Annotated in this window: 20 protein-coding genes and 2 tRNA genes; 12 read left to right on the top strand and 10 right to left on the bottom strand. The window is 72.5% G+C overall.

The window, feature by feature from the left end; all coding sequences use genetic code 11:
• Positions 1-59: 59 nt before the first annotated feature.
• Positions 60-144, top strand: a tRNA-Leu gene (locus EMA09_RS25365).
• A gap of 214 nt (positions 145-358) precedes the next feature.
• On the opposite strand, the gene EMA09_RS28530 is transcribed toward EMA09_RS25365, so the two are convergent.
• Positions 359-1,939 (bottom strand): DUF1524 domain-containing protein, encoded by a 1,581-nt coding sequence (locus EMA09_RS28530; protein ID WP_240796559.1) that lies wholly within the window; start codon positions 1,937-1,939, stop codon positions 359-361.
• A 35-nt stretch (positions 1,940-1,974) separates the two neighbouring features.
• On the opposite strand from EMA09_RS28530, the gene EMA09_RS28525 reads away from it, so the two are divergent.
• The 3 genes from EMA09_RS28525 to EMA09_RS25355 all read left to right on the top strand — a co-directional run bounded on the left by EMA09_RS28525 (position 1,975) and on the right by EMA09_RS25355 (position 4,774).
• Positions 1,975-2,067 (top strand) — tRNA-OTHER (locus tag EMA09_RS28525).
• A gap of 31 nt (positions 2,068-2,098) precedes the next feature.
• Complete coding sequence (locus EMA09_RS29150; RefSeq protein ID WP_240796558.1) at positions 2,099-3,049, top strand: hypothetical protein; 951 nt, start codon at positions 2,099-2,101, stop codon at positions 3,047-3,049.
• Positions 3,050-3,064: 15 nt separating this feature from the next.
• The gene (locus tag EMA09_RS25355) at positions 3,065-4,774 is read left to right on the top strand and encodes a cellulase family glycosylhydrolase (protein WP_206306002.1); all 1,710 of its coding nucleotides are present in this window, start codon (positions 3,065-3,067) and stop codon (positions 4,772-4,774) included.
• 53 nt (positions 4,775-4,827) lie between these two features.
• Here EMA09_RS25355 and EMA09_RS25350 read toward each other — a convergent pair whose 3' ends face one another.
• Positions 4,828-5,607 (bottom strand): methyltransferase domain-containing protein, encoded by a 780-nt coding sequence (locus EMA09_RS25350; RefSeq protein WP_129843283.1) that lies wholly within the window; start codon positions 5,605-5,607, stop codon positions 4,828-4,830.
• 181 nt (positions 5,608-5,788) lie between these two features.
• Here EMA09_RS25350 and EMA09_RS25345 point away from each other — a divergent pair, with 181 nt between their 5' ends.
• A complete protein-coding gene (locus EMA09_RS25345) occupies positions 5,789-6,019 on the top strand; it encodes a hypothetical protein (protein WP_129843282.1) in 231 nt (76 codons plus the stop codon).
• Positions 6,020-6,077: 58 nt separating this feature from the next.
• On the opposite strand, the gene EMA09_RS25340 is transcribed toward EMA09_RS25345, so the two are convergent.
• On the bottom strand, positions 6,078-6,905 hold the full coding sequence (locus tag EMA09_RS25340) for an alpha/beta hydrolase (protein ID WP_129843281.1): 828 nt from the start codon (positions 6,903-6,905) through the stop codon (positions 6,078-6,080).
• A 204-nt stretch (positions 6,906-7,109) separates the two neighbouring features.
• Here EMA09_RS25340 and EMA09_RS25335 point away from each other — a divergent pair, with 204 nt between their 5' ends.
• Positions 7,110-9,329: an NADP-dependent isocitrate dehydrogenase gene (locus EMA09_RS25335; RefSeq protein ID WP_129843280.1), complete on the top strand. Its 2,220-nt coding sequence runs from the start codon at positions 7,110-7,112 to the stop codon at positions 9,327-9,329.
• 87 nt (positions 9,330-9,416) lie between these two features.
• Here EMA09_RS25335 and EMA09_RS25325 read toward each other — a convergent pair whose 3' ends face one another.
• Positions 9,417-10,220 (bottom strand): SAM-dependent methyltransferase, encoded by an 804-nt coding sequence (locus EMA09_RS25325; protein WP_129843278.1) that lies wholly within the window; start codon positions 10,218-10,220, stop codon positions 9,417-9,419.
• Between the two features lie 239 nt (positions 10,221-10,459).
• On the opposite strand from EMA09_RS25325, the gene EMA09_RS25320 reads away from it, so the two are divergent.
• The gene (locus EMA09_RS25320) at positions 10,460-10,990 is read left to right on the top strand and encodes a GNAT family protein (RefSeq protein WP_240796557.1); all 531 of its coding nucleotides are present in this window, start codon (positions 10,460-10,462) and stop codon (positions 10,988-10,990) included.
• 588 nt (positions 10,991-11,578) lie between these two features.
• Here EMA09_RS25320 and EMA09_RS25315 read toward each other — a convergent pair.
• Entirely contained in the window at positions 11,579-11,911 is a 333-nt protein-coding gene (locus tag EMA09_RS25315) for an Lsr2 family protein (protein ID WP_129843277.1), read from the bottom strand.
• A 253-nt stretch (positions 11,912-12,164) separates the two neighbouring features.
• Positions 12,165-13,502 (bottom strand): APC family permease, encoded by a 1,338-nt coding sequence (locus EMA09_RS25310; protein ID WP_240796556.1) that lies wholly within the window; start codon positions 13,500-13,502, stop codon positions 12,165-12,167.
• 207 nt (positions 13,503-13,709) lie between these two features.
• On the opposite strand from EMA09_RS25310, the gene EMA09_RS25305 reads away from it, so the two are divergent.
• From EMA09_RS25305 to EMA09_RS25290, 4 genes are all read left to right on the top strand, one after another.
• Entirely contained in the window at positions 13,710-14,759 is a 1,050-nt protein-coding gene (locus tag EMA09_RS25305; protein ID WP_129843276.1) for a lactonase family protein, read from the top strand.
• A gap of 1,008 nt (positions 14,760-15,767) precedes the next feature.
• Positions 15,768-16,058, top strand: coding sequence for a hypothetical protein (locus EMA09_RS25300; protein ID WP_129843275.1), 291 nt, complete (start codon positions 15,768-15,770; stop codon positions 16,056-16,058).
• 212 nt (positions 16,059-16,270) lie between these two features.
• On the top strand, positions 16,271-18,070 hold the full coding sequence (locus EMA09_RS25295) for a glycosyl hydrolase (protein ID WP_129843274.1): 1,800 nt from the start codon (positions 16,271-16,273) through the stop codon (positions 18,068-18,070).
• A gap of 109 nt (positions 18,071-18,179) precedes the next feature.
• Positions 18,180-19,214 carry a glycoside hydrolase family 5 protein gene (locus EMA09_RS25290; protein WP_129843273.1) on the top strand — a complete coding sequence of 345 codons (1,035 nt, stop codon included), beginning with the start codon at positions 18,180-18,182 and terminating at the stop codon, positions 19,212-19,214.
• Between the two features lie 4 nt (positions 19,215-19,218).
• On the opposite strand, the gene EMA09_RS25285 is transcribed toward EMA09_RS25290, so the two are convergent.
• Positions 19,219-20,220: a small ribosomal subunit Rsm22 family protein gene (locus EMA09_RS25285; protein WP_129843272.1), complete on the bottom strand. Its 1,002-nt coding sequence runs from the start codon at positions 20,218-20,220 to the stop codon at positions 19,219-19,221.
• Positions 20,221-20,247: 27 nt separating this feature from the next.
• Between EMA09_RS25285 and EMA09_RS25280 the strand changes: the two genes are divergently transcribed.
• Positions 20,248-21,405: a LacI family DNA-binding transcriptional regulator gene (locus EMA09_RS25280; RefSeq protein ID WP_276324204.1), complete on the top strand. Its 1,158-nt coding sequence runs from the start codon at positions 20,248-20,250 to the stop codon at positions 21,403-21,405.
• 46 nt (positions 21,406-21,451) lie between these two features.
• On the opposite strand, the gene mgrA is transcribed toward EMA09_RS25280, so the two are convergent.
• The 3 genes from mgrA to EMA09_RS25265 all read right to left on the bottom strand — a co-directional run bounded on the left by mgrA (position 21,452) and on the right by EMA09_RS25265 (position 26,315).
• A complete protein-coding gene (mgrA, locus tag EMA09_RS25275) occupies positions 21,452-22,438 on the bottom strand; it encodes an L-glyceraldehyde 3-phosphate reductase (RefSeq protein ID WP_168220802.1) in 987 nt (328 codons plus the stop codon).
• Between the two features lie 127 nt (positions 22,439-22,565).
• Positions 22,566-25,061 (bottom strand): glycoside hydrolase family 2 protein, encoded by a 2,496-nt coding sequence (locus EMA09_RS25270; RefSeq protein WP_129843269.1) that lies wholly within the window; start codon positions 25,059-25,061, stop codon positions 22,566-22,568.
• A 144-nt stretch (positions 25,062-25,205) separates the two neighbouring features.
• On the bottom strand, positions 25,206-26,315 hold the full coding sequence (locus tag EMA09_RS25265) for a serine hydrolase domain-containing protein (protein WP_129843268.1): 1,110 nt from the start codon (positions 26,313-26,315) through the stop codon (positions 25,206-25,208).
• Positions 26,316-26,354: the final 39 nt, after the last annotated feature.

The raw sequence follows: 26,354 nt of genomic DNA, 5'->3' as shown, positions 1-26,354 counted from the left end.
CGCGGGACTTGGTATGGTTGCCCATGTCACCGCGACCCCACAGGTCGCGCGCACACCTCGTCCGGGTGGCGGAATGGCAGACGCGCTAGCTTGAGGTGCTAGTGCCCGTTTAAGGGCGTGGGGGTTCAAGTCCCCCCTCGGACACTCACTGAAAACCCCAGTCGACCTGGGGTTTTTCTGCTGCCAGGGGCTCTCCGAGGTCCCGTAAGAGCACGGACAGCGCGCAAGCCCCGCCACGAGCGGGGCACCCTCTCCCCCGCCCGTGGCGACGAGCACCCTGCTCGGACGGCCGCGTCCAGGACCGGGCGGGTCCCATTGGGGGCGTACGCCCCCTGGGTACCGCGCCGCGGCTTGCCGCTCAGTGCCCTTGCACGCGCTGCAGGGCAGCAGTATGCACGAACCACTCCAACACGGCACAGATCTGCTCACTGTGCCGTGCGAAGACGGACAGCGGGAACGATGGCCGCAGTTCCAGCTTGCCCTCGACGAGGTTGATGCCCTCGACCTCATTGAGGCGGTGCATCAGCTCACGCCGCTGCTCGACGTCATCGAACGGGCTGCGCCTCTTCAAATGCTGGAAGACAACCTCGACCGTGCCCGACACCGGGTAGACGGCCATCGGCCACAGCGCGTTCGGCCGCCCGGTGAGTGCCACCCCGAGTGTCGGGAAACAACTCGTCTCCTCATGGCGGCCGCATTCGCGGTGGCCGCCCTGCCGCTCCCAGAACTCGAGCATCGCGAGGACACCGTCGGCCGCCTCGGCCTGGTTCTCCTTGAGCTGGGCCTCGAATCGGTGCGCCGCTGCGGCCCGTTCCGGGTCCGGGAGTGCGGGGTGGGCAGCGTCATGGGGGACGTCCCGGCCGATCAGGGTGGCGAGTTCCGCGGCCACCAGCCGGTGGGAGCGGTGAGCACGTCCTGCTGGGCCGAAGGCGATTCCCTGGTCCGCCAGGAGCTGTGCGGGGTCATCCGTCCTGCCGTCCGGCCGGCGGAAGCCCGACGGGACACGCCCGTCCGCCGTGAGAACACGGTAGGCCGCGATGACACCCGGTGACGCGGCGAGGTGATTGCCGACGGCCACGGCGTGAGTACCGATGAGCTCGGCGATATCGCCGAAGGTGGTCCAGGTCCCGCTCGGCATGGCGACGAGGGCTGCCCGAAGATCGGCCCAGCCGTGCCACTCCTCACCCGTCGCACGGACCACTCCCACGGGCCCCGGCCACAGGCGGACCGCACGGTCGGTGAGCCTGTCGGCGCGGTCGAGGATCTCCGCCTTGCCCCAGCGGCTCGCAGCGGCGATCTCCTGGTTCATCCGCAGGGCGCTTGAATCGAGGATCTCCTGCTTGCGGCGGAAAGGATGGTTGGAGAGCTTGCTGTTCTCTCCCGTGAGCGTGAGGTTGCCCAGAGTGTGGACCAGTGCGTCGTGAAGCTCCTGCGGGGTCTGCCCCTCGTCCGTCTCCTCACCCAGCAGGTCGTACCAGGACTGTGCGGGGTGCTGAGGAAGGACGTGTTCGACCGTGAGTCGCGCCGCCTCGAAGTCCACCGGCTCACTCGCGCCGTAGCTCTCCTCCAGTCGGCGCAGCACATGCCGGCGGTGACCCGGCTGCCCTCCCCAGTAGAAGGGCTTGTGACGGACCGCGTCCCTCAGTTCCTCATCCGTCGGCCAGTTGCGGCGGCGTCCGGAGAGGAAGCGGCGCACGGCCTCGGCCGCGGAGCGGTCGCGCTCCAACTCCCTGGGGGCCTCCATGAAGATCCGGTTCAGATTGTTCGTCGGAACCTGACAGATCATTCGGCGGACGAGGTACGACTCGGCGAACTCCAGGGCCTGCGCGGCCTCGTCCGGATCGGTCGTCCCCTCGTCGACCAGGGTGAGCAGGTGAAGCGCCAGGGGGTAGTGGATGCGTCCGCCCCACGCGTCGAGCCGCCGGAGGGCCGCGCGCAAACGCGGAACGGGCTCGCGCTCCGGTTCCAGGATGCGCAGCAGTCGCCCGGCGTGCTCGAAAAGCCGTGCGATCTCCTGCTCAAGGGCAGTCTCGTCCCCGGCCAGGGGTTCGAGTCCCTTCTGCTGCTGACGATACACATCGCCCTTGTTGGCCTTGCTGTGTCCACGCACCACCAGGTCGAGCCATACCAGCAGGTCGAGATTCTTCGGCCCGAGTCGCTGCTGCATCGGCAGCCACAACTCCCGGTACACACGCTCGCCCCGCGTGGGCAGGAGCATGAACACGTAGTTCCGCAGGAGATCACTCTGGCTGAGCCCGACTCCCGTGTTGTTGATGGACTCGAAGATCCGGTACACGTTGTCACCGGCCTCCGCGGTGATCTCGACGATCGAGAGCAGATCCTTGAGGACGGTCTCGACAGCGGTCTCCCAGCCTTCCCGGCCGTTGGTGCGGCCCTCGGCGAAGGCTCCCAGGAAGAAGCGATACGCAGCTCCCACCGTGTCCCCGCCGCCGGCCTCCGGGGTGGCCGCCACACACGCGGCGAACGCATCGCGATCGGCCTGGGTTGGGAGCAACCGGTAGTGGTCCAGCCCTTCATGGAACTCGTTGACCAGCACCTGGCGGTGTACACGGTCCGCGGCACGGGCATCCCCGACATGTTTCAGGTGGTCCCGCAAAGCGGCGAAGGCCAGCATCAACGTCGTCAGACGCTGCTGGCCGTCCACTACGAGCCAGCGCTGCACTCCCCCCGCTTGCAGACGGCCAGGAGCGAGAACGACGGACCCGAGAAAATGCGGCGCAGGGCTCTCCCCGCTGAGGTGCTGCTCCACCAACTCACCGATGTCGTCCCACAGCCTGTCCCATTGCGGTCGGCCCCAGCTGTAAGTGCGCTGGTACAGCGGCACCTGGAACTGCTTCTCGCCCTGGACGAGCTTGAGGAACGTGATCTCCTGAGCCCGCACCGGCCCCCCTCGTGGTCGCCTTGTCGCGTCGATCGCGCTGCGCTGGCCACACGGTACGCGCAGCCACTGACACGCGCGGTGTCTTCTGGGAACGGCGTTCGATCGTTAGCATCCCCGGCGGTCATGGGAGCGCTTCCCCGCCGTTGATCGAAAGGGACCACCGTGAGAAGCCGTTCACGCGGGGCGCTGACCGCCCTCGCCGTTCTGCTCGCCCTCGTCGGGGTGTTCGCCGCTCTGCCGCCCACCGCCGTGGCCGCCGAGGCCGGGCGGGCGCGGCCCTCGTCGGCCCGGGCCGTCGTCGCCGACATGCAGCCCGGGTGGAACCTCGGCAACACCTTCGACGCCACCGGTGCCGACGAGACCTCGTGGGGGAATCCGAGGGTCACCCGCGAACTGCTCAGCAATGTCAGGGAGCAGGGTTTCCGCAGCGTCCGCATCCCGGTGACCTGGGGGCAACACCAGGGAGGCGCGCCGGAGTGGACCATCGACGCAGCGTATCTGGAGCGCGTCCGTGAGGTCGTCGGCTGGGCGCTGGACGAGGGGCTCTACGTCCTCCTCAACGTCCATCACGACTCCTGGCAGTGGGTCAAGGATCTCCCGACCCGGCACGACGCGGTCATCGAACGCTTCACCCGGACGTGGGAGCAGATCGCCGACGCGTTCCGCGACGCTCCGCGTGAGCTGCTGTTCGAGAGCATCAACGAGCCGACATTCGAGGGAAGTTCCGGTGACGCGCAGAACGCCGTGCTGATGGACGAGCTGAACACGGTGTTCCACGGGCTCGTCCGGGAATCCGGCGGCGCGAACGCCACACGTCTCCTCGTCCTGCCCACCCTCCACTCCTCCCCCGAGCAAGCACGGCTCGACGAACTGGCCGCCACGTTCGCGGCGCTGGACGACCCCCATCTCGTCGCGACAGTCCACTTCTACGGCTACTGGCCGTTCAGCGTGAACATCGCCGGCACCACCCGCTTCGACGCGACGACGCGCCAGGACCTGACGGACACCTTCGACCGGGTCCACGACACGTTCGTCGCCGCCGGCGTCCCGGTGATCGTCGGTGAGTACGGGCTGCTCGGCTTCGACCGGAGCACGAGCGCGATCGAGCAGGGCGAGAAGCTGAAGTTCTTCGAGTTCCTCGGCACGTACGCGAGGCAGCGGCAGCTCACCACGATGCTGTGGGACAACGGACAGCATTTCGACCGCACCGCGTTCACCTGGAGGGACCCGAGCCTGTTCCGGCAGATCAGGTCGAGCTGGCACGTCGCGTCGTCCACGGCGTCGACCGACCAGGTGTTCGTCCCGCGCGACGGGGAGCCGCCGGACACGACGATCACGCTCGACCGCAACGGCAACCGTCTCACCGGGGTGCGCGCGGGGCACGACCGGCTCGCCCCCGGGCGCGACTACACCGTGGCCGGCGACCGGCTCACCCTCCGGGCCGCCACGCTCCGCCGCCTCACGGAGGACCGCGAGTACGGGGTGAACGCCGAACTCACGCTCCGGTTCTCCCGGGGCGTCCCCTGGTCGGTGTACGTCATCACGTACGACACCGCTGTCCTGCAGGACGCCACCGGCACGACGCAGTCACTCGTGGTGCCGGCAGCGTTCAACGGTGATCGGCTGGCGACCATGGAGGCCGTGTACGACGACGGCACGTTCGCCGGGCCGCAGAACTGGACGTCGTTCAAGGAGTACGGTGCCGCCTTCGTGCCGGACACGGCGAACGGCACGATCACGCTGCCGGCCGCGTTCTTCGCCGAGGTCAGGGACGGTTCGACGGTGACGCTGACCTTCCACTTCTGGAGCGGTGAGAAGGTGACGTACACGCTGGAGCGCACGGGCACGACGGTGACCGGCACCGCCGTGTGACGATCGCGGGTCCGCCCGGCGGCGCGGTCGAGGGCCGCCGGGCGGAGCGCCCGTCAGGAGGGGAGGGCGCGGATGAGGACGAGGGAGCCGTCCCAGCTCGGCAGCCGGCGCAGGTCTCCGTACCGCTCGTCCCAGCGGCCGGAGTCGAGGTCGCGGCGCAGCCGGTCGATGTACTGCTCCTGGACGTCCCGGCCGACGAAACTCCAGGCCGAGCAGGCGAGGCGGGCGCCCGGTTCGAGGAGCCGTTCCGGGCGGCCGTAGTAGGCCTCGTTGAACCCGTCGGTGCAGTCGGCGGGGATCGGCACGCGCTCCACCGTCGCGGTGCCGCCGAGCGCCCCGGTGATGTCGGCGAGGGCGGGGTAGCGCCTCGCCTCGGTGTCGAGGACGAGCGGCGCGTACTCGTACAGCCAGAAGTCGCGCACCAGATCGGGGTCACAGGTCAGGACGACGACCGGGCCGCGCGCCACGCGCCGCATCCCGGAGAGGCCGGCCGCGAGGTCGTTCCACTGGTGCACGCTGAACGTCGTCATGGCGGCGTCGAACATGTCGTCGGGGAAGGGCAGGTTCTCGGCCGTGGCGTCGATGGCGGGGGCGAGATGGGCGGGGCGCTGGTCCCGCATGGACTGCGAGGGTTCCACGGGGGTGACGGTCAGCGCGGTGCTCTCGTACGAGCCGGCGCCGGCTCCGACGTTGACGACTGTCGTGGCGTCGCCGAGCGCGCGTCGGACGGCCTCGGCGATGCGCGGGTCGGGCTGCCGGTAGATGCTGTAATCAGTGCCGATGACAGCGTAGTTGGCGTCACCAGCGCTACCGTCCGCCTTTTGTTCATCCACGGAACTAATCTAGATGTGCCGCCCGTCCGAGTCCAGCGGCAATCGGCGGGCACCTGAGAAACCGGTTCACCCGTGCGGGTGGGATCCGGCTCGGCGGCGCCCGCATGCGGCCCGCGTCCGCGGTCCGCTCGCCGAGGCTGATCCGGTGCCCGTGCCCCCTCCCGGTCAGGAGACGCCCCCGATGTCCGTGGATCCGCTCGCCCATTTCCTCCGCCAGCTGAGCCCGCAGAACCGCGAGTGGATGGAGAACCAGCCCGAGGACAAGCAGCGGATCATCGCCGACCGCTGGCAGCCCGCCGAGGGGAAGGGCGCGTCCCTGCTCAGCTCCGTCGACCTGGTGCCCGATCTCGTGGACGAGGGGGCCTCCGCCAACGCCTATTTGCAGGAGGTCCGGGACGCCGAGGACTACTGAATCCGCACGCGGAAGGCCGGCCCCTCGGCCGGGAGGAGCCGGTCGCGGCGGGCGGAGGTCAGCCCCGCAGGAAGGCCATGAGGTCCCGGCCGAAGCGCTCCTTCGTGCCGGGGACATTGGCCAGGCCGTGGGAGCCGCCTTCATAGACGGTCAGGGTGGCGTCCGGGATGATCCGCGCGGCCTTCTGCGACGCGGGGCCGATCGGGACGACCTGGTCGTCGTCGCCGTGGATCAGCAGCGTCGGGACGTCGAACTTCTTGAGGTCCTCGGTGAAGTCCGTCTGCGAGAAGGCGTCCACGCAGGCCACGCCGGCCTGGATGCTCTCCTGCATCGCCATCAGCCAGAAGGCGTACTTGTTGCCGCTCGTCACCCTGTTGCCGGGGCGGTTGGCGCCGAAGAACGTCTCGGCGGTGTCGAGCCAGAACTGGGAGCGCTCGTTCAGGATGCCGTCCTTGAGGGTCTCGAAGACCTTCTGCGGCGTGCCCTCCGGGTTGGACTCGGACTTGACCATGACGGGCGGGATCGCGCCGACCATCAGCGCCTTGCTGATCCGCGAGGTGCCGTGCCGGCCTATGTAGCGGGCCAGCTCCCCGCCGCCCATCGAATGGGCGACCAGCGTGACGTCCCGCAGGTCGAGACTCGTGATCAGGTCGTCGAGGTCGTCCGCGAAGGTGTCGAAGTCGTAGCCACCCCAGGTCTGGTCCGAACGGCCGTGACCCCTGCGGTCGTGGGCGATGGCGCGGTAGCCGTTGTCGGCGACCAGCTTCATCTGGTCCTCCCACGCGTCCGCGTTGAGCGGCCAGCCGTGGATGAACACGACAGGGGGACCGGAGCCCCAGTCCTTGTAGAAGATGTCGGTGTCGTCGCGCGTCGTCACGAAGGGCATCGTCCGCTTCCTCTCGTCGACTCTCGTGGTCTCCTCTCTTTCGACGCTACGACTGGACATATATGGATCTAAGTGGATGAGAAGGTTTATCTCGGGCGTCGAGGGGTTGCCCCTCCTTCACACGGCGAGGAGCCCTGTCGAGCGGAGTGCACGGAAGAGATATCTTGATGTCGAGCAATGTTGCAGACGTGAGCGGAGCACCCGGTGACTGACTCGACGATCATCTACACCCATACCGACGAGGCCCCCGCCCTGGCGACGTATTCGTTCCTGCCCGTGATCGAGGCGTACGCGTCGGCGGCCGGCGTCCGGGTGGAGAGCCGTGACATCTCGCTGTCCGGACGCATCATCGCCGGCTTCCCCGAGTGGCTCACCGAGGAGCAGCGCATCGACGACGCGCTCGCCGAGCTCGGTGCGCTGGCCGGCACCCCCGGGGCCAACATCATCAAGCTGCCGAACATCTCGGCGTCCATCCCCCAGCTCAAGGCGGCCATCGCCGAGCTGCAGGAGCAGGGCTACGCGCTGCCCGACTACCCGGACGACCCGAAGACCGACGAGGAGCGCGACATCCGCGCCCGCTACGACAAGGTCAAGGGCAGCGCGGTCAACCCGGTCCTGCGCGAGGGCAACTCCGACCGCCGCGCCCCCGCCTCGGTGAAGGGCTACGCGAAGAGCCACCCGCACCGCATGGGCGCCTGGACCCCCGAGTCGCGCACGAATGTCGCGCACATGGCCGGCGACGACTTCCGCTCCACGGAGAAGTCGGCCGTCATCGAGCAGGACGGCGCGCTGCGCATCGAGCTGGCCGGCGACAACGGCAGCACGACGGTGCTGCGCGAGTCGGTTCCCGTGCTGGCCGGCGAGATCGTGGACGCGTCGGTGATGCGGGTGGCGGCGCTGCGGGAATTCCTGGCGGCGCAGGTGGCGCGGGCCAAGGAGGAGGGTGTGCTGTTCTCGGTGCACCTGAAGGCCACCATGATGAAGGTGTCCGACCCGATCATCTTCGGTCACGTGGTGCGCACGTTCTTCCCGAAGACGTTCGCCGAGCACGGCCGGACGCTGGCCGAGGCCGGGCTCACCCCGAACGACGGCCTCGGCGGCATCCTCAAGGGCCTGGCGGGCCTGCCGGAGGGCGACCGCATCAAGGAGTCCTTCGACGCGGAGCTGGCCGAGGGTCCCGCGCTCGCCATGGTCGACTCCGACCGCGGCATCACCAACCTGCACGTGCCGAGCGACGTGATCGTGGACGCATCGATGCCGGCCATGATCCGCACGTCCGGCCACATGTGGGGGCCGGACGGCAAGGAGGCGGACACCCTCGCGGTCATCCCGGACAGCTCCTACGCCGGCATCTACCAGGTCGTGATCGACGACTGCCGGGCCAACGGCGCGTTCGACCCGGCCACCATGGGCTCGGTGCCGAACGTCGGACTCATGGCGCAGAAGGCCGAGGAGTACGGCAGCCACGACAAGACGTTCGAGATCCCGACGACGGGTACCGTCCGCGTCCTCGACCAGGACGGCACGGTGGTCCTGGAGCACGCGGTGAGCGCGGGCGACATCTGGCGCATGTGCCAGACGAAGGACATCCCCGTCCGTGACTGGGTGAAGCTGGCCGTGACCCGCGCCCGGGCCACCGGCGACCCGGCCGTGTTCTGGCTGGACGAGGACCGCGCCCACGACGCGCAGCTCATCGGGAAGGTCGAGGCGTACCTGGCCGAGCACGACACGGACGGCCTGCGCATCGAGATCATGCCGCCCGCGGCGGCGATCGCGTTCTCCCTGGAGCGCATCCGCCGCGGCGAGAACACGATCTCCGTCACGGGCAACGTCCTGCGCGACTACCTCACCGACCTCTTCCCCATCCTGGAGCTGGGCACCAGCGCCAAGATGCTGTCGGTCGTGCCGCTGATCAACGGCGGCGGGCTGTTCGAGACGGGCGCCGGCGGGTCCGCGCCGAAGCACGTCCAGCAGCTCGTCAAGGAGAACTACCTGCGCTGGGACAGCCTGGGCGAGTTCCTCGCGCTCGCGGTCAGCTTCGAGCAGCTGGCCCGGACGACGGGCAACGACCGTGCCCAGGTCCTCGCCGACACCCTCGACCGGGCGACCGCCACGTTCCTCGACGAGGACAAGTCCCCGAGCCGGCGAGTGGGCGGCATCGACAACCGCGGCAGCCACTTCTACCTGTCCCTGTACTGGGCGCAGGAGCTGGCGCGGCAGACGGACGACGCGGCGCTCGCCGAGGCGTTCGCGCCCCTCGCGAAGACGCTCACCGAGCAGGAGGGGCAGATCGTCGACGAGCTGATCGCCGTGCAGGGCTCCCCGGCCGACATCGGCGGCTACTACCGGCCGGACGCGGCGAAGGCGGCGGCGGTCATGCGGCCGTCGGCCACGTTCAACAAGGCGCTCGCGATGCTGTCCTGACGGCGGCGCGCCCCTCGCGCACGGCACCGCCCCGGCCGGCGTCCCCCACGCCCGGCCGGGGCGGTCGTGTGTGCGGCGGGCGGCGCGTCAGGGGACGCGGGCGACGCCTCCCATGCCGACGCTCGCCGGGTAGTCGCCGACGACCACGTCGGGACGCCACTCCGGCATGGGGACGACGCCGGGGTCAAGCAGGTCGAGACCGTCGAAGAACCCCGTGATCTGCTCCTGTGTGCGGAGGATGTAGGGGACGGCGCCGGTGTCGTTGTAGTCCTCCTGGGCCGCGATCAGCTCCGGGTCGTTGGCGGCTCCGTGGCTCAGCATCAGGTAGCTGCCCGGCGACAGGCCGGCGACCAGGCGGCGCACGATGTCGCGGGCCGCCGCGTAGTCGGCGACGTGGCCCATCACGTCGGACAGGATGAGGCCCACGGGCCGGTCGAAGTCCAGGGTGGCCGCGGCGCCGGCGAGGACGGCCGCGGGATCGTGGAGGTCCGCGTCGATGTACTGCGTGACCCCCTCGGGGGCGGAGGTGAGCAGGGCCTGGGCGTGGAGCAGGATCAGCGGGTCGTTGTCCACGTAGACGATCCGGCTGGAAGGCGCGACACGCTGGGCGACCTCGTGGGTGTTGTCCACGGTGGGCAGGCCGGTCCCGACGTCGAGGAACTGGCGGATGCCCGCCTCGCCGGCCAGGAAACGGATCGACCGGGTGAGGAAGTAGCGGGAGGCGCGGGCCATCGCGTCGATACCCGGGACGGTGCGGCGGTACGCGTCACCGGCCTCGCGGTCGACGCGGTAGTTGTCCTTGCCGCCGAGCCAGTAGTTCCAGATGCGCGCCGAGTGGGGCACCGAGGTGTCGATGCCGGCGGGGCCTTGCTGGGCGTCGCGCGTGGTCATGCTGCTTCGTCTCCGCTCGCGGTCGGTCGGTGTTCCGGGACGGGTGGGGGCGCCGGCCCGGGGACATCCTCTCCGAGGCCGTGCGGGCGGCGCCAGGCATGTTCCGGCCCGGAGTGGCTGACGGGCCGCCCGGTGCGGGAGGTGCTGTGGTGGTTTGAAGGGTGTTGGGTGCCCGGATGTCACGGGGCCGGGTCGTGGCCGGAGGTCGGGGAGCCGGTGGGTGCGGCAGGATGGGCCGCATGCGCGTCATGGGGGCGATCGAGGGGCGGGGTGTCCGGCTGCGGCCGGCCGTACCGGCCGACCGGGCGGCGTTCCGCGCGGTGCTGGCGTGCCCCGAGGTGGCCAGGTGGTGGGGGGATCCGGACGAGGAGGCCGAGGATGCGTGCGCGCCGTCCGGCGACGGGCGCACGTACGCCATCGAGTTCCGCGGCACTGTGGCGGGACTGATCCAGGCGTGGGAGGAGCCGACGCGCGACTTCCGGCACGCCGGCATCGATGTGGCCGTGCACGCCGGCGTCCATCGGCGGGGGATCGGCGGTGCGGCCCTGTACGCGTTGGCGCGCCACCTGTTCGACGCCGACGGGCACCACCGGCTGACGATCGATCCGGCGGTGGAGAACGAGGGAGCGGTGCGGCTGTACCGCCGGCTCGGTTTCCGGCCGGTGGGTGTCATGCGGCAGTACGAGCGGCGTGCGGACGGACTGACACGCGACGGTCTGCTGATGGACATGCTGGCCGGGGAGCTGACCGACCCGGGGCCGGCCGGGTGATCAAACGGCTTGTTGACAGCGGGAGTTGAGGGAACGCGATAGCCGAGTGGTGATGCTCGGGGGAAAGCCCTTGCCAACGATGATTACTGAGCGTAATGTTGGGTATGCGTTCCGGTGGGAGAAGCGGGCTCGGAAGTCCGCGCCGGGGAAATGGGGAGGTGCCCGATGGGGGACGGACGGAAGATGAGGCGGATGCCGGGTGAAAGCGTCGGCAGCGGGGCGGTGGCTGCCGGGGCGGCGGCAATGGCGGGGAGCCGCCGAGCAATTCGGGAGGCGCCGGGCGGCGGCGAATTGCGGGATTGGGTGCGGACGGTCCGCGGGCGCCCTCTCGCGGGGCACCGGTGGGGCGGCGGGATTCCTTCCGCGGCGCTCCCGGGCGGCCGGTCCATTACCGTGCCGCCGGGCCGCCGCCGGCGATCGGAATCGTCCGCACCCGCCGCGCCGCCGGGGCTCGGGGAGTCGCTTTCCCGGGGCGGGCCGAAGGGTGCGGGACGCATACGCGCGGCGGCGCGCCGGTCCTCGTGAACGTGGGACGCGTACCGGCGCCGCCCGGTGCGGCCTGCGGTCCGTCCCCCGGTGGGCCGTGGCTCAGTGGGCCTTGTCGTAGGCCTCCTGGACGTGTCCGGGGACTCGGCCCCGGTCGTTCACCTCGAAACCGTTGGCGCGCGCCCATTCACGGACCTTCGCCGGGTCGGCGCCCGTCGCGGCGCGCTTGGGGGCGGAGGCGGACCGCTGGGTCCGGCCGGTCTTGCGGCCCTTGTCGATGAAAGGACGCAGGGCGTCGAGAAGGCGGTCGAACGAGTCGGGACCGAGGTCGATCTCGTAGTTCACGCCGTCGAGACTGAACGTATGGGTACCGACATCGGCGGCCTCGCCGCCGGTGAGGTCATCGGTGTAGATGGTGACAACTTTCTTGGCCATGCGGGGAGTATACGGCCGAAGGAGTGGTGTTCCGTCCGGCCGGGAAGTCGGCTTTCCCCGAATGCGGTGCCGGACCGGTCGAACAGGAAGGAGGAATTCTGCTCGCGCCGGGGATTTCGCCACCCCGCGCCAGGGTGGTGAGCGGAAGCGGACAGTGATACATGGGGCGGTGGTCCGGCCGGCGGTCCTCACCCGGAGTGCACGCGGCCCGGTGCGGCGGGCTCGGCGTCACCCGGTGACGGCGGGCCGCCCGTCAGGCCAACTCCTCCTCCACGGCGGCCCCGCGCCGGTGCCGGACCCGCGCGACGGCCCCCAGGACGAGCCCGAGCGCGATCAGTGGCAGCGCGCGCTGCCAGACCTCCTGCTCGATCCGTGTCGCGAGCAGGACGCAGGAGGCCGCCCCGAGGACGGGCACCGCTCGCGGCACGCGGAAATGGTCCGTGTCCACCTGGTCGCGGCGCAGGACGAGTACGGCGATGTTGACGGCTCCGAAGACGCACAGCAGCAGGAGGACGAGCGTCGACGCGAGGCTCGCCACATCACCGGTGAGTGCAAGGAGCATCGACAGGGCGGTCGTGACGGCGATGGCGGCCCAGGGGGTGCGGCGGCGCGGCAGTACCCGGGCCAGGAAGCCGGGCAGCAGGCGGTCCCTGGCCATGCCGTAGGCCAGCCGCGACGACATGATGCCGGTGAGCAGGGCGCCGTTGGCCACGGCGACGAGAGCGATCGCGCTGAACAGCCGGTCCGGGACGTTCCCGGCCGTATGGACGACTTCGAGGAGGGGGCCGCTGGAGGAGACGAGACGTTCGGTGGGGACGACGGCACTGGCCACGACGCCGACCAGGCCGTAGACCACGCCGGCGGTGGCGAGGGCGCCGAAGAGGGCGCGCGGGTAGGAGCGGCCCGGATTCCGGGTCTCCTCCGCGAGATTCACGGAGGTCTCGAAACCGACGAACGAGTAGTAGGCGAGCACCGCGCCGCCGAGGACGGCCGCGGCCGGTCCCGCCTCGGCGGTGCCGACATCGGCCAGGCGCGAACCGTCCCCGTCGCCGCGCAGGAGGACCCATACCCCGAGCCCGACGACGAGGAGCAGCCCGCTGGTCTCGATCACGGTGGCGACCGCGTTGGCCCGCAGGGACTCCGCGATGCCCCGGGCGTTCAGCAGGGCCAGCGCGATCGGGAAGAGGAGCGCCACCAGGGGCATCGGGATGTCCACGAAGGCCGACAGGTAGTCGCCGCCGAAGGCACGGGTGAGGGTGGCGACGGAGACGGTGCCGGCCGCCAGCATGCAGAAGCCCACGGCGAAGCCGACGAACGGGCCGAAGGCGAGGTGCGCGTAGTGCGCCGCTCCCCCGGCACGCGGGTACTTGGTCGCCAGTTCCGCGTAGGAAGCGGCGGTCAGCAGGGCGAGGCACAGGGCGGCCAGCAGCGGCGCCCACACGGCCCCGCCGGACTCCTCCGCGACCTGTCCGACCAGGACGTACACGCCGGCGCCGAGCGTGTCACCCAGGATGAACAGATACAGCAGGGGCGTCGTCAGCGCCCTCTTCAGAGGGGGCGTCCCGCGCTCCGATGTCTCCGCAGTCGTCACCCGGTCCGCTTGCCCGGTCCGCGGCCGAGCAGACACGTGTTCGGCCGGTCGGCCCACAACGCACCGCGCGCACGGGGGAGGCTCGGTGTCCGGCCCGGGGCCGTCCGGGCGGCCGGCCCGCAGCGCGGAGCGGGGGCCGGCGGGCAGGGCCGAGCGGCTTGGTAACGTCCCGGGCGTCGATCCGATCCACGGCGAAGGGGAGATGTCATGTCCGACCGGCTGTTCTGCGTCGGCTCCTACACGGCGGAGACAGGCGGCCGGGGTCCCGGCATCACGCTGCTCCGCGAGGACGGTCGGGGCGGGCGGCTCGTCCCGGCCGGAGAGCTGGCCCTTCCCGGCTGTTCGTGGCTGGAATGGCACCCCACCCTGCCGGTGCTGTACACGGTGCACGAGCGGGCCGAGGGCGGGGTGAGCGCGATCCGGTTCGCCGGGGACGGGGAGCCCGAGGTCGTGGGCGGACTGCCGACCGGGGGCGCCGAACCGTGCCACCTGGCCGTGACCCCGGACGGGCGTCATCTCCTCGCGGCGAACTACGGCTCGGGCAGCGTCGCGGTGTTCTCCCTCGACGAGGCCGGCGTGCCGGTCGCGCGCACCGACCTCGTCCGGCTCACCGGCTCGGGACCCGTTCCCGACCGCCAGGAGGGGCCGCACGCCCACATGGTGACGCTCGACGCGGCCGGGTCGCTCGTGACCGTGGTCGATCTCGGCACCGACACGCTGTGGTCGTACCGGTTGGATCCCGGGGCCGGCACGCTGACGCGGTCGGCGGCCTCCGGCCTGCCCGCCGGCACGGGGCCGCGCCAGCTCGTCCGGGCCGCGACGGGCCGCGCCCACGTGGTGGCGGAGCTGGCGGCGGGGCTCGTCACGGTGGCCGAGGAGACGCCGGGCGTGTTCACCGCGCTCGCCTCGAGTCCCGCGTCGGCACGGCCGGGCGCTGGAGCCGATCAGCCGGCCCACCTGGTGATCAGCGCGGACGGCCGTACCGGTCACCTGTCCAACCGGGGCGCGGACACCATCGCCACCTTCGCCCTCGGCACGGACACCCCGAAGCTCACCGCCGAATACGTCCTCGGGGCCGCCTGGCCCCGGCACTTCACGGTGGACGGGGACCGCATGCTGGTGGCCGCACAGGAGAGCGACGCCGTGCTGGTCCTCACGCTCGACACCGTGTCCGGTGCGCCGGTCGCGGAGGAGTACCGGCTGTCGGTCGGTTCCCCGGCCTGCGTCGTCTCCCGCCCGGTGGGCACGCGGTCCTGACACGGTCACGGGCCGGGAGCGGCCCGTCCGGCGAGCGGGTGGAAGTGGGCGTGGGCACGTGCACCCGGGGCGACCACCGGAGTACCGGCGTGTGACCGGCTGCTGAGCGCCGAGTGACCATCCGCCCCGCGGGCGTGAGCCCCGGCTTCGACCAGCACCCCGGCCTGGACCGGGCGGCCCGGGCACACGCCTGGCCGACCACCGAGCCCGGCTGTCGGCGATGGCCGTGGGCGGCGAGCGGACGCGGGCGCCCCGGGCAACCACCGGAATGCCGGCGTCTCGACCGACCGACGCAGCACCCGTGACCGTCACCCCACGAGTGCCAGCCCCGGCAACCGGACCGGAGTCATGTGGTCAGGAACACGCTGGACCAGCCACCCACCGATGTGCCGATGTATCGACCAGCCAACTCGACACCGCATGACCATCACCCACGGGCACCGACCCCGGCAGCCCGTCCGAAATCACGGAGTAAGGAACGCGCTGGGCCAGCCGCAAGGCCGGGTACCGGCGGCAGTAGTGGGCGCGTGCGGACGCCCCGGGTGGCCACCGGAACGCCCTGTATCGACAAGCCGACCAAGCGCAGAGTGAACGTCGCTTCACCACCGCCGCCCCCAGCACGATCGGCGGCCCGGCCAGAGCCGGGCAGTCCGGGCACGCGCTGGACCAGCCACGGAGGCCAGGCATCAGCGGCAATAGTGGGCGGCGTGCGGACGCGGGCGCCCCGGGCGAGGGGCGGGCGGGGCCTTCGGCGGGCGTGCGGTGGGATGTCAGGAGGCGGCGCGGCACGTGTGACGGACAGGGGCCGGAGCTGTTGTCGTGTCGACATGTCGCCCGGTGGAGCGAGCGCCGGGACGGCACCGGATGGCTCCGCAGATTGGATCAGTGGGCGCCTCACGTGGCACCCGCTGGGGCCGCCGGTGACGATCGGGGTGTTCCGGACGCCGTGCCACGACAAGGGGCGGACGAACAGCGTTTCGCCGGACGGGCAGGGGCAATCCGCATGTCATGTCCGCGCATACAACGAGATTCGGCCCGGCGGCTGCGGTGGTCGCGGTGATCGCCGACGTGGCCGCCTGCATCATCGGCCTGTGGATCCTGATGTACCTGCTGGACGCCAACCGGGGCAACATGCTGGTGGACTTCGTCCACGACTCGTCCCGCTGGCTGGCCGGCTGGTCGCACGACCTGTTCACGTTCGACGAGGAGTGGGCGCGCGTCGTGTGCGGCTACGGACTCGCGGCGATCGTGTACTTCGCGATCGGCAATCTCGTGGCCAACCGCGTCAGGCGTTACTGACACGGTGCTCAGCACCCCGCACGTACGGAAGTCCGGCGGCCGCCGAGGAACAGCGCATCCGTGGGAGGTACCGCCCGCAGGGGCGGCACCTCCCACACCCCTTTCCGGCCGCCCATGAGCCGATCGTGCGCATGTCATTGACGTGATCCTGCGGGTACGGTCCAATGACCCTCGCTTGGGAGCGCTCCCACCCACGAGGAGGCAGAGACCGCATGCGTACGCGTTCCACGACCCGCGGACTGGCGGCCGGCGCCGTGGCAGGCGCGCTGTCCGCGCTGCTGGTGTACGGCTCCGCACCTGCCGTCGCCGCCCCCGGGGACCCGGCGTCCGGCACGGCCGGCACCACAGCCACCGGCAGCGTCGCCCCCGAGACCGAGATCTACGAGGCCGAGGACGGCGTCCTCACCGGCGTCACGGTGGCCTCCACCGCCGCCGGCCACTCCGGCACCGGCTACGTCGAGGGCTTCGACACCGCCGGCGACCAGGTCACCATCACCATCCCCGACAGCGTCGGCGGCCTGTACGACCTCACCGTCCTCTATCGCGCTCCCTACGGCCAGAAGGACGCGAACCTCCGCCTCAACGACACCGGGATGGGCTCGGTCACCCTCGTCCCGACCGACACCTTCTCCGAGGCCGCGGCGGGCAAGGTGCTCCTGCGGGAGGGCGACAACACCGTCACCATCGAGAACGGGTGGGGCTGGTACGAGATCGACGCCATCGCCCTCTCCCCCGTCCCGCCGCGTCCGCCGCACCAGGTCGGCGACGCCCCCGTCGACCCGGACGCCACCCCGGAGGCCCGGTCCCTCCTCAACTACCTCACCGACGAGTACGGCAGTCACATCCTCAGCGGCCAGCAGGACATGGCGAGCATCGCGTGGCTGGAGGAGAACATCGGCCGCGCCCCCGCCGTCGCCGGGCTCGACATGATGGACTACTCCCCCAGCCGCGTCGAGCGGGGCACCACCTCGCAGGAGGTCGAGAACGCCATCGCCTGGGACGCCCGCGGCGGCATCACCACCTTCGTGTGGCACTGGAACGCCCCCACCGGCCTCATCGACGAGCCGGGCAAGGAATGGTGGCGCGGCTTCTACACCGACTCGACCACCTTCGACATCGCGGCCGCGCTCGCCGACCCCGCGTCCCCCGAGTACCAGCTCGTCCTGCGGGACATCGACGCCATCGCCGTCCAGCTCGGCCAGCTGCAGGACGCGGGCGTGCCGGTGCTGTGGCGCCCCCTGCACGAGGCCGAGGGCGGCTGGTTCTGGTGGGGGGCGAAGGGTCCCGAGCCGGCGAAGGAGCTGTACCGCCTGCTCTACGACCGCCTGGTCAACGTCCACGGCCTGCACAACCTCATCTGGGTGTGGAACTCCGTCGACCCGGCCTGGTACCCGGGCGACGACGTGGTGGACATCGTGAGCACCGACTCCTACCCGCCCGCCGGCGACCACGGCCCGGTCAGCGCCGACTACGAGAAGCTGGTCGAGCTGGGCCAGGACCGGAAGATCGTGGCCCTCACGGAGGTCGGCTCCATTCCCGACCCCGACCTGCTGGAGGCGTACGAGGCCGACTGGAGCTGGTTCGTGACCTGGAGCGGCAGCTTCCTCACCGACGGCGTGAGCAACTCGCGCGAGCACCTGGAGCACGTCTACAACCACCCGCGCGTCATCACCCTGGACGAGCTGGGCGACGTCAAACACCACGGCGGCTGCCGGGCGACGCACACGGTCACCGAGAGCTGGGGCACCGGCTTCCTCGCGGAGGTGACCGTCGAGAACACCGGCGACGCCCCGGTCGAGGGCTGGCGCGTGGGCTGGCGCCACGACGGCGGCGCTGCCGTTCCCTCCAGTGTGTGGGGCTCGCAGGTGACCACCGGTGAGTCCACGGTCCTCGCGACCCCCTCCGGGTGGAACGCCGAGCTGGCACCGGGTGGGAGCACCACCTTCGGCTACCTGGGCTCCGGCCCCTGGCCGGAGGACACGGCGCTCGCACCGAGCTGCACGGCAGGCTGACGGGGCGGACGCACTCGGGCGCGCCCCCGGCGGACGGTTTGACCGCCGCCCGGGGGCGCGTCTACTTTCCTCGGCGACCCGCGCGCTCCGCCGAGAGGACCGACCTTCGATGGGCAGACCCCGCCTCCCGCGTCCCGTACCGGCCCTCCTGGGAGCGGCGGCCCTCGTCCTGACGGCGGCCTGCGGCGGTGACCCGCCCGCGGCGGACGCGTCCGGCGGGGGCGGGGCGACGCCGTTCGAGGAGCACGGCCGGCTGCGGGTGTGCGGGACGGCCCTGTGCGACGAGCACGGGGACACCGTGCAGTTGCGCGGCATGAGTACGCATGGCACGCAGTGGTACGCGCAGTGCGTCACGGACGCGTCCCTCGACGTGCTCGCGTACGACTGGGGCGCGGACGTGCTGCGCGTCTCGACGTACGTCCACGAGGATGGCTGGGCGACGAATCCGGACCATCTGACGGACGTGGCGGTCCGCGCCGTCGAGGCGGCGACGGAGCGCGGCCTGTACGCGATCGTGGACTGGCACATGCTCGACCCGGGCGACCCCAACGCCGACACGGCGCTCGCCGAGGAGTTCTTCCGCACCGTCACCGCGCGTCTCGGTGACCGGGGCAATGTGCTCTACGAGATCGCGAACGAGCCGAACGGCGTGGACTGGCGGGCCATCCGCTCCTACGCCGAGGAGGTGGTCCCCGTGGTGCGCGAGGGGGCGCCGGACGCCGTGGTCCTGGTGGGCACGCGCGGCTGGTCGTCGCTCGGCGTCTCGGACGGCGCGGACGAGTCGGAGATCCTCGCCGACCCCGTCGGCGCGGACAACATCATGTACACCTTCCACTTCTACGCCGCCTCGCACGACGACCCCGTCTACCGGGACACCCTCGCCCGCGCCGCGCGGGAGCTGCCGCTGTTCGTGACCGAGTTCGGTACGCAGGAGGCCACGGGTGACGGCCCGGACGACTTCGACTCGGCCGGGCGCTACCTCGACCTGCTGGACCGTCTGGGCGTGAGCTGGGTGAACTGGAACTGGTCCGACGATCCGCGCTCGGGCGCGGTGTTCGAGCCGGGCACCTGCGCGGCGGGGGCGTTCGACGATCCCGAAGCCCTGAAGCCGGCCGGCCGGTGGGTACGGGACCGCGTCGGCTGACGGCTCACCCGCGGTCCCCGGGCGGCGGCCAGGCGTCGCCCCAGCGCGTGTCCCGCGCCGCCCGGTAGAGGTCGCCCTGCCGCTTCGTCACGGTGACCTCGGCCAGCCCGTCGTCGGCGGTGCAGGTCCGCAGCCCGACGAGCCCCTTCCGCTTGAGCGGGTGCCGCAGCACGCGGGCGCCGGCGCGGCCGTGGGGCACGGCCGACGCGGCGACGTAGGAGAACTTCTCGTCCTCGAAGCCGAGCGTGCCCTCCTTGATCCGCCGGTGCGCGTCCTCGCGGGGCAGGCGGGCGGCGAAGTGGCACCAGTCGCGGCCGCGCGGGACGGGGCACGCGTGGTCGTGCGGGCAGGGCGCGACGACGGTCAGGCCACGAGCGATCAGCACGTCGCGCGCTGCGGCGATGCGCTCGTAGCCGTCGGGGGTGCCGGGCTCGACGAGGACGACCGTGCCCGTCGCGCCGGCTGCGTCGGCGAGATGCGACACGGCCGCCTCGCGGGCCGGCTCGGGCAGCTCACCGAGGACGTAGGAGAGGGTGACGAGGTCGGCCGGGGGCAGGGGGGCCGCCGGGTCGATGAGGCCGCGCCGCCAGGTGGCGGAGCGCAGCGCGGGCGCCGAGGCGGCGGTGGCGAGGCGCCGGCCCAGCGCGATGGCCTCGGGTGCCTGCTCGACGACGGTGAGGGAGTCGAGGCCGGGCCACACCCCGTGCGCGGCCCACAGCGCGGCGCCGGTGCCGCCGCCCACGTCGGTCATCGCGCGCGGGGCGAAGGCCGGGGCGGCGAGCGCCACCTCGGACAGCGCCGCGTGGACGGCCGCGTAGGTGGCGGGCATGCGGTAGCCGGCGTAGGCGGCGACGTCGCCGGCCGTCGCGAGGATCGGCGCGCTCGCCGCCCGGCCCTCCCGGTACCGGCCGCTGAGGCGCTCGACGGACCGGGCGAGCCCCTGCCGGTCGAGGCCGCGCAGCGCGTCGTCGAGGGCGGACCGCAGGTCGTCGGGGAGGGCTGTCATGGGGGGCATTCTCCCCCGGGCCTGCGGGTGCCCGCCGGGGCGGGTCGGGACGGGCCGGTCTCCGTTAGGCTGACGGCCGCGTCGGACGGCTGCCGTGGCCGACCGCGGAGGGACGGTGACGGGCGAGTGGGCGCGGGTGGTGCCACGGGACGTGCCGGTATCCGGGAGCGTGCGGGCATCAGGGAGGTCGCAGCGGCGGCCGGGGTGTCGATGTCCACGGTCAGCAACGTCCTCAACAATCCGGCGGTCGTCGCCCCGCCGACACGGCTGCGCGTCGAGGCGGCGATGGACCGCGTCGGGTACGTGCGCAACGGCGCGGCCCGTCAGCTCCGCGGCGCCCCGAGCACGGTCGTGGGGTGCGTGCTGCTCGACACCGCGAACGCCTACTACGCCGCTGTGGCCCGTGGCGCTGAGGACCGGCTCGCCGAGGCGGGGTGCGTCCTGGTGCGGTGCAGCAGCGACGTGGACGCGGGCCGGGAGGAGCGTTTCCTGCGCATGCTGGAGGAGCAGGGCGTGCGGGGAATCCTGGTGAGTCCGGCGGGTGAGCGCCTGGAGCGGTTCGAACGGCTGGCGCGGCGCGGTGTGCCGGTGGTGCTCCTGGATCTGCCGCGGGGCCGCTCGGAGCTGTGCGCCGTGACGGTGGACAACGTGACGGGCGGCGAGCTGGCCGCGCGCCACCTGCGGGAGCTGGGTCACCGGCGGATCGCGTTCGTCCGCACGGAACCGGCGATCCGGACGATCAGGGACCGCTCGGCCGGCATCCGGCGCGCTCTCGCCGGGCACGGGACGGGAGCGGGCGGCGCCCCCGGGTTCATCGAGGTGCCGGTGGCGTCGGGGCCGCTCGCGGCCGTGGCGCGGGAGGCGACGGACGCGCTGCTCGCGCTGAGCCCCCGGCCGACGGGCGTGCTGTGCGTCAACGACATGACGGCCCTCGCCGTGCTGCGGGGGCTGCGCCGGGCGGGGGTGCGGGTTCCGGCGGAGATGTCGGTGGTCGGCTACGACGACCTGGACTTCACCTCCGAGCTGTCGCCCGCGCTGACGACGGTGCGGCAGCCCGCGTACCGGCTCGGGCACGCGGCGGCTGACCTGCTGCTCACCGAGGGCGCGCCGGGGCACACGCACCGGGAGTGCGTCTTCCTGCCCGAGCTGGTCGTGCGCGATTCGACGGCGCCCCACCGGGCGTGAGACCGCCGCCCGCCGGCGGCCGGGCCGTCGGCGGGCGAGGGGTGCGTCAGGGCAGCAGGGCCGCGATCTCGGCCAGTTCCCCGTCGGTGAAGTCGAGGTTGGCGACGGCGCCGACGCTGTTCTCGAGCTGGGCGACGCTGCTCGCGCCGATCAGCGCCGAGGTGACGCGTCCGCCGCGCAGCACCCAGGCGAGGGCGAGCTGTGCGAGCGTCTGGCCGCGGCGCCGGGCGATGTCGTCGAGCGCCCGCACGGTGTCCACGGTCCGCTCGACGTCGGCGGCGCCGAGGAACGGGCTGGTCCCGGCGGCCCGCGAGCCCTCGGGGATGCCGTTCAGGTAGCGGTCGGTCAGCAGGCCCTGGGCCAGGGGCGAGAAGGCGATCGAGCCGGCGCCGACCTCGTCCAGGGTGTCGAGCAGCCCGTCCTCGACCCACCGGTTGACCATCGAGTACGACGGCTGGTGGATCAGCAGCGGCGTGCCGAGGTCGGCGAGGATGCGGGCGGCCTCCCGGGTCTGCTCCGGCGAGTAGTTCGAGATGCCGGCGTACAGGGCCTTGCCGCTGCGGACGGCGGCGTCGAGGGCGCCCATCGTCTCCTCGAGCGGCGTGTCGGGGTCGGGGCGGTGGTGGTAGAAGATGTCGACGTAGTCGAGGCCGGTGCGGGCCAGGCTCTGGTCCAGGCTGGCCAGCAGGTACTTGCGCGAGCCCCACTCGCCGTACGGGCCGTTCCACATGTGGTAGCCGGCCTTCGTGGAGACGATGATCTCGTCGCGGTACGGGCGCAGGTCCTCGGCGAGGACGCGGCCGAAGGTCCGCTCGGCCTCCCCGGGCGGGGGGCCGTAGTTGTTGGCGAGGTCGAAGTGGGTGACGCCCAGGTCGAACGCGCGCCGCAGGATCGCCCGCTGGACGGCGAACGGCTTCTCGTCACCGAAGTTGTGCCACAGGCCGAGCGAGATGGCCGGCAGCCGGAGTCCCGAGCGGCCGGAGCGGCGGTAGGGCATGGTCTCGTAGCGCTGCTCGGAGGCGGCGTAGGTCACACGTACTCCCTGGTCGTTCCGCCGCCCCGCGCGGGGCGCGGGGCGGCGGGGGTCTGGGCGGCCGTCTGCGCGGCCGCGGCGTTGCGGCGGTGACGGCCCGCCGCATCCTGGCACACGGGCCGGTACGTCACAACCGGTCATCGGCGGCTGCGGGCTCCAGCAGGTCGTTGGCCGTGCGCAGGACGGGGGCGGCGAGCAGCACCGCCGGGTCGAACTCCCGGTCGGAACGCACGGTGACGACCGCTCGTTCCCCCGGCAGCAGGGTGATCAGCGCGTCGTCGGCCTCGGCGTCCGGGGCGGCGCGGTCGGTGAGGAGGGTGAGGTCCCGGACGACGCTGTCGGCGGTCAGCTCGACCCGGTAGCCGTCGGGCGTCCTGGTGGCCTCGCCGCGCAGGCGTGCCGCGGGCAGGCCGGAGTCGCGGTCCTCGTGGCTCCACCACACGGCGCGGCGTGCCCCCGGGGCGGTGGCGGTGACGACGCGGGGCGTCGTGCCGTCGCCGGCGAGCGCGGCCGGGACGGCCAGGGTCACGGTGCCGCGGGGCGCCACGTCGAGGGGGACGGTGGCCTCGCCGAGCGGGGCGCCGGTCATGTCGTGGGCACGCAGGATGAGATCGCCGCGCCACGGTTCGGCGTGATCGTCGAGCGCGGTGACGGCGAGGCCGTCGGGGGTGTCGCGGAAGTGGAGCAGCCGGTCGGCGTGGGCGTGCCGCAGGGCGTACCAGGCGGGCTTCTGCCGGCCGTCGCCGTCGATGACGGACCAGGACACCACGGGCCAGCAGTCGTTGAGCTGCCACAGCACGGAGCCGGTGCACAGCGGCGCGAGGGAGCGGAAGTGGGAGACGCCGAAGCCGATGGCGCGGGCCTGGTTCAGCTGGGTGGCCCAGTGCCAGTCGGCGAAGCCGGCCGGTTCGGGGAAGTGGGCGAGCAGGCCGCGGCGGAGCTTGGCGTTGCCGTCGTCGGCCTTCTGGTGGACGAGGAGGTGCGGGCCGTCGGGGTGCAGCGGCGTGTCGTGGACGACACGGGTGAGGGCGGTCCAGGACGGCGGCCCCTGGTAGCCGAACTCGGAGGCGAAGCGCGGGGTGTGGTCGGCGTAGTGCGTCCAGTCCTTGGAGTTCCACACGTCCCAGATGTGCATGTCGCCGAGGTGGGGAGCGTCGGGCGACGCGTAGGGGGCGTGGGAGTAGGGGCTGTTGGGGACGTAGGGCCGGGTGGGGTCGAGTTCGGCGACGACGCGGGGCAGGAGGTCCTCGTAGTAGCCCTGGCCCCAGGTCTTGCCGTGCAGGTGGTGCCGCCAGCCCCATTCGGCGAAGGCGGCGATCGTCTCGTTGCCGCCGCACCACAGGACGAGGGAGGCGTGGGAGGAGAGGTCGGTGACGGCCTCGCGCGCCTCGGCCTCGACCTCGCCGCGCAGCGGTTCCTCCTCGGCGTAGCCGGCGCAGGTGAACAGGAAGTCCTGCCAGACGAGGACGCCGAGTTCGTCGCAGGCGTCGTAGAAGGCGTGGGACTCGTAGATGCCGCCGCCCCATACGCGCAGGAGGTTGCAGTCGGCGGCGACGGCCTGGTCGACACGGCGGCGGTAGCGGGCGGCGTCGATGCGGGTGACGAACGCGTCGTCGGGGATCCAGTTGGCGCCCCGGACGAGGACCACGGTGCCGTTGACGGTGATGTGGAGCGGGACGCCGTGCTCGTCGGGTGTCGTGTCGAGCGTGACGGTGCGGAAGCCGACGCGGCGGGCGTACCGGTCGAGGAGGGCGCCGGCGGCGTCGTGCAGGGTGACCTCCACGTCGTGCAGGGCCTGGTCGCCGTAGCCGCGGGGGTACCACAGGGCGGCGTCGGGGACGTCGAGGGTGACGGTGACGCGGGAGGCGCCCGGCGTGATGGTGGCGCGGGCCGTCCGCTCGCCGACGCGGACGGTCGCGGTGACGCCCGCCGCGGGCGCGTCGGGGGCGGCCCAGGCGAGGTCGAGGTGCGCGGTGAGACGGCCGGTGGTGCCGTCCACGGTGGTCAGGGGGCGGACGGCGGCGAGGCGGGCCGTGTGCCAGCGTTCGATGGACACGGGGCGCCATATGCCGGCGGTGACGAGGTCCGGTCCCCAGTCCCAGCCGAAGTTGCAGGCCATCTTGCGCAGTGCCCAGAAGGGGTGCGCGTTCACGTGGGGCCGGGGACCGTAGATCTCGGCGGCGCGCTCGACGTGATCGGTGGCGGAGGAGAAGGCGACGGACAGCTCGCGCTCCCGGTCCTCACCACCGGTGAGACGGTGGGTCAGGTCGAACCGGTAGGTGCGGAACTGGTTCTCGGTGCGCCCGAGAAGCTCGCCGTCAAGGCGCAGCGCGGCGAGCGTGTCGAGGCCCTCGCAGACCAGTTCGACGCGCTCCCCCGGCGCCGGCGGGGCGGCCCGCAGGGTGGTGCGGTATTCCCAGGTGTGGCGGCCGATCCAGGCGAGGGCGGTCTCGTTGTCGCCGTCGAACGGGTCGGGGATCAGGCCGGCGGCGAGCAGGTCGGTGTGGACGCAGCCCGGCACCTCGGCGGGGACGGTCGTGGTGACCGCGTCGCGGTGGTCCGGGGCGTCGGGGCCGCCCGCCGAGCGGAGGGTCCAGCCGGAGTGGAGGTACGTACGGTCCACGGGTCGTCCGATCGTCGCGGGGTGTGCCGCGGCGCGGCGGCACGGTCGTGCAGGGGGCGCGGGGCGGTGGCGCCGCGCGCAGCCGAACAGTAGACGAGCCGGTGGGCGCGGTCGTCGGTGCCCCCCTCGCACGGTGGCGCGCGGTCAGTCGCGGGCGGCGTCCTCGATGACGGCGCGCAGCAGGCGCCGGCCGGCGCGCAGCGCGGTGCGGTCGCGGGTCGGTGCGGCGTTGACGAGGAGCGCGGCACCGGCGCGGACGTCGGGACTGAAGCCGATGAACGCGGTGAATCCGCCGGTGCTCCCGGCGTGCCACAGCACCGATCGGCCGTCGGTGACGCGGTGCGTCCAGCCGGGGGCGGCGGCGTCCGCGCTGCCCGGGTAGCGGTGGTAGGGGCGGTGCGTGGCCGTCAGGGCTCCCGGGATCGGGGTGTGGTGGGGGTGGAGGTGGGCGTGCAGGTAGCGCAGCATGTCGCCGCCCGACGCGTAGGCCCCGCCCGCGCCGGCGAGGGCGTCGAACGTCCAGGGTGCGGCGGGCCGGCCGTGCCGGTGCCCGGTGGCGGCGTGCGCGGGCGGCCCGTCGGCGCCCGCGACGAACGTCTGGGTCATGGTGAGGGGGCGCAGGACGCGGTCGGTCAGGAGGGTGGCGTAGTCGGTACCCGCGGCGTCGGCGAGGAGGTGGCCGAGCAGGCCCATGCCGAGGGTGGAGTGGCGGACCCGGTGGGCGGACCGCGGGCGGGCGCGGGCGGTGGCGCGGTACAGGTCCTCGGCGCCGAAGCGGGCGTACGGGTCGGGGGTCCACGGGCTCCGGGCGCGGCGGAGCGGGGAGCCGGGGAGGCGGGGCAGCCCGGAGCTGTGGGTGGCCAGGTCGAGGAGGGTGACGGGCGGCTCGGCGCTGCGGCGGGGCCCCGCCGTGGGCGGGAGGTGGTTCTCGACGGGGTCGTCGAAGGAGAGGTCGCCGCGGCTGACGAGTTCGGCGAGGAGCAGGGCGGTGAGGGTGCCCGTGACGGAGCCGAGGGCGAACGGGGTGTCGGCGCGCACCGGCCTGCGGGCGCCCCGGGCCGGGTGTCCGGCGGGACGGATCGCCTGGTGGGTGCCGCGCACGGCGACGGCCACGGCGCCGGGGACGGCGGGTGATGCGAGGACCGTGTCGGTGGCGGTCGTGAGGAGGGCGCGCAGCGCGGCGTCGGGGGTCGCGGCCGGTGGTCCCGGCGCGGGGGCGGCGGGGTCGGGTCCGGACGGTTCGGGCTCGCTCATGCGGTGGTCCGCTCGCTGGAGGGTGCGGGGACGGGGGTG

Origin of the sequence: Streptomyces sp. RFCAC02 (assembly GCF_004193175.1) — a bacterium.
GTDB lineage: Bacteria > Actinomycetota > Actinomycetes > Streptomycetales > Streptomycetaceae > Streptomyces.
The sequence above is the reverse complement of the archived record's forward strand: the minus strand, read 5'-3'. Positions and strand labels throughout refer to the sequence as shown.